The sequence below is a fragment of the Streptosporangium sp. NPDC048886 genome, assembly GCF_055586905.1.
On the sequence record NZ_JBVJHH010000103.1, the window covers coordinates 1 to 3,279 of the forward strand.

A 3,279-nucleotide genomic window follows, 5' to 3' on the forward strand; every position below is an offset into this window, starting at 1 on the left:
CGGGTTCCCCGGGCGGCGCCCCCCTAAGGGGGCCCCCGCCGGCCCGCCGCGCGGGGGGCCCCCCGCCGGCCCGGGGGTGCGGGGCCCGGCGGTGGCCCGGCCGGACCCCTCACCCGCGTCCCCCGGAGCGACCGGCCCGGCGCCGGTCGGCCCGCTCAGTGCTGGACGGCCTTCTCGGCGCCGATGCCGGTGAGGGAACGGACCTCGATCTCGGCGTATTTGTCGGCGTTGTACTCCTTGCTGAGCCGGGTCCCGATGACCCCGGCCAGGAAGCCGAGCGGGATCGAGACGAGGCCGGGGTTGCTCAGCGGGAACCAGGCGAAGTTCGCGTCCGGGAACAGCGAGGTGGCGCTGCCCGACACGACCGGCGAGAAGATCACCAGGACCAGCGCGGAGACCAGGCCGCCGTAGATGGCCGAGACCGCGCCGGCGGTGTTGAACCGCTTCCAGAACAGGCTGAACAGGATCGCCGGCAGGTTGCCGGAGGCCGCCACCGCGAAGGCCAGCGCGACCAGGAAGGCCACGTTCTGCCCCTGGGCGAGGATGCCGAGCCCGATGGCGACCGCGCCGATGACGAAGGAGGAGATCCGGGCGACCAGGATCTCCTCCTTCTCGGTGGCGCCGCCGCGCTTGAACACGTGGGCGTACAGGTCGTGGGCGAAGCTGGAGGAGGAGGCCAGCGTCAGACCGGCGACCACCGCCAGGATCGTGGCGAAGGCGACCGCGGCGATGAGCGCCAGCAGGATGGTGCCGCCGACCTCGCCGAAGATGGCCTGCCCGACCGCCTCGGCGAGCATCGGCGCGGCGGTGTTGCCCGCCTTGTCCTGCGCCGCGATGGCCTTGCCGCCGACCAGCGCCGCGGCGCCGAAGCCCAGCACGAGGGTGAGCAGGTAGAAGGCGCCGATGATGCCGATGCCCCACAGGACCGACTTGCGGGCCTCCTTGGCGGTGGGGACCGTGTAGAAGCGGATCAGGATGTGCGGCAGGCCCGCGGTGCCGAGCACCAGCGCCAGGCCCAGGCTGATCAGGTCGAGCTTGCCCGCCAGGCCCTGCGCCTCGGTGCCGTACTTCCCGCCCGGGTTGAGGAACGCGTCGCCCTTGCCGCTCTGCGCGGCGGCCTCGCCGAGCAGCGCGGAGAGGTTGAACCCGTACTTGCCGAGCACCAGCAGGGTGATCAGGGTCGCACCGCCCATGAGCAGCACGGCCTTGACGATCTGCACCCAGGTGGTGCCCTTCATGCCGCCGACGACCACATAGATGATCATGAGCAGGCCGACGCCGACGATGGTGAGCGCCTTGCCGCCGGGAGAGGTGACGCCGAGCAGCAGGCCGACGAGCGCGCCGGCGCCGACCATCTGGGCCAGCAGGTAGAAGATCGACACGACGATGGTGGAGACGCCCGCGGCGGTGCGGACCGGGCGCGGGCTCATCCGGAAGGCCAGGACGTCGGCCATGGTGAACTTGCCGGAGTTGCGCATCAGCTCGGCGACCAGCAGCAGCGCCACCAGCCAGGCGACCAGGAAGCCGATCGAGTAGAGGAAGCCGTCGTATCCGGACAGGGCGATCGTCCCGGCGATGCCCAGGAAGCTCGCGGCCGACATGTAGTCGCCGCCGATCGCCAGGCCGTTCTGGGCGCCGCTGAAGGACCGGCCGCCGGCGTAGTAGTCGGTGGCGCTCTTGGTGTTGCGGCTGGCCCAGAAGGTGATCACCAATGTCCCCGCGACGAAGAGCAGGAACAGGATCGTCGACAGTGTCTGGTGGCTCATACGACCTCTTCCTCCACGGTCTCTTCCTCCGCCTCGTGGCGGATCTCGTCGGCCACCGGGTCGAGCTTCCTCTCGGCGTATCGGGAGTAGGCCCAGGCGATCAGGAACGTCGACACGAACTGGAGCAGGCCGAAGATCAGCGCCACGTTGATGTTGCCCAGGACCTTGGCGCCCATGAAGTCACGCGCCCAGGCGGACAGCACCACGTAGAGCAGGTACCAGGCCAGGAACGCCGCGGTCATCGGGAAGGCCCACGACCGGAAGCGCCGCTTCAACTCCTGGAACCTCGCATCACCCTGAATCTGTTCGTAGACAGATGGATCGTGTTGCCTGGCGGTCACAGGACCTCCCATGAATGTGATCTGGATCACGGCCAACGTAGGAGGGACCGTACCCCGGGAGGAGACCCGAGGACGGACTCTTCGCCCAGGTGGCGCCGGGTCGCGGTCAGTTGGGCAGGGCTTGCGGTGAAAGGTCCATCCGGTGCGGTGAACGGTCCACCGGTCCGGGATCGGCCTCCGTCGAGGTCGGCGTGTCGCCGGGGTTCCGGGGGCGGCCTGGGGGGATGGTCTACGCATGGTCCATCGAGGGTGAAAGGGGACACCATGGAGGAGGAACTGGCCAGGTTGACGGGCCTGCTGTACGAGATGGGGCTGCTCAAGCGTTACCGGCGCACGGGGTGGCTGGTCGCGGGCGTGCGAGACCCCGAGAGCATCGCCGACCACTCCTTCCGGGCGGCCGTCATCGCGACCGTGATCGCGGCGATGGAAGGCGGCGACCCCGAACGCGCGGCGTTCATGAGCCTGTTCCACGACTCCCAGGAGACGCGGATCACCGACATCCCCTACCTCGCCAAGCGCTATCTCAAGACGGCCTCCAACGAGGAGGTCACCGCCGACCAGACGCGCGGCGTCCCCTCGGCCGTCGCCGAGGTCATCGGCGGCGCGGTCGGCGAGTACGAGGAGAAGACCAGTCTCGAAGCCCGCTGCGCCCGCGACGCCGACAAGCTGGAATGCCTCATCCAGGCCGTCGAGTATCGGGAGCAGGGTCACCGGAACGTCCAGCCGTGGATCGACAGCTCACTCGCCGCCCTGCAGACGGCCTCGGCGAAACGCCTCGCGGAGGAGGCGCTCCGCACCGGCCCGCTGGAATGGGTGGCGCACGTCCTCAACGGAGACCCGGACGCCTGAGCCGCGCATGGCGACAGGCACGGACCGCCGGTGACGCGGGCGGCCGCTCCACGTCGGGCCGGATCCGGTGCCCGTCCGGAGCGCCGGACCCTTCCTCCTCCCTTCCGGGACCCCTCCGCCCTTCCGGGGCCGCCGCCCGTCTCCGGCGGCGGTCCGGACTAAGAAGGACGGTCCGGGCTAGGGACGGTCCGGGCTAGGTTCTGTTTTGTGGATCATTGAACGTTGAGTGCGGGCCTCGCTGATTCTTCGCGCTGCGCGCGGTCCGTGCTCGGGCTGTGGCTTTTGGGGCTGTGCCCCGAACCCCAGGTGAGGGGCCTACCGGC

The 3,279-nt window shown here is 70.0% G+C and carries 3 protein-coding genes; 1 reads left to right on the forward strand and 2 read right to left on the reverse strand.

Annotation, left to right across the window (positions count from 1 at the left end):
- Nucleotides 1-155: 155 nt before the first annotated feature.
- Nucleotides 156-1,766, reverse strand: a complete 1,611-nt coding sequence (locus ACZ6R6_RS49185) for a solute symporter family protein (protein ID WP_470104440.1) — start codon at nt 1,764-1,766, stop codon at nt 156-158.
- Entirely contained in the window at nt 1,763-2,119 is a 357-nt protein-coding gene (locus ACZ6R6_RS49190; RefSeq protein WP_470104442.1) for a DUF485 domain-containing protein, read from the reverse strand. The genes ACZ6R6_RS49185 and ACZ6R6_RS49190 overlap by 4 nt, the downstream gene beginning before the upstream one ends.
- 252 nt (nt 2,120-2,371) lie before the next feature.
- Here ACZ6R6_RS49190 and ACZ6R6_RS49195 point away from each other — a divergent pair, with 252 nt between their 5' ends.
- Nucleotides 2,372-2,956, forward strand: coding sequence for an HD domain-containing protein (locus tag ACZ6R6_RS49195; RefSeq protein WP_470104444.1), 585 nt, complete (start codon nt 2,372-2,374; stop codon nt 2,954-2,956).
- Nucleotides 2,957-3,279 lie beyond the last annotated feature (323 nt).

What these genes read in the sequence shown, in the direction of transcription:
- ACZ6R6_RS49185 (WP_470104440.1), bottom strand. Translation starts at nt 1,766, where the DNA reads ATGAGCCACCAGACACTGTCGACGATCCTGTTCCTGCTCTTCGTCGCG.
- ACZ6R6_RS49195 (WP_470104444.1), top strand. Translation starts at nt 2,372, where the DNA reads ATGGAGGAGGAACTGGCCAGGTTGACGGGCCTGCTGTACGAGATGGGG.
- ACZ6R6_RS49190 (WP_470104442.1), bottom strand. Translation starts at nt 2,119, where the DNA reads ATGGGAGGTCCTGTGACCGCCAGGCAACACGATCCATCTGTCTACGAA.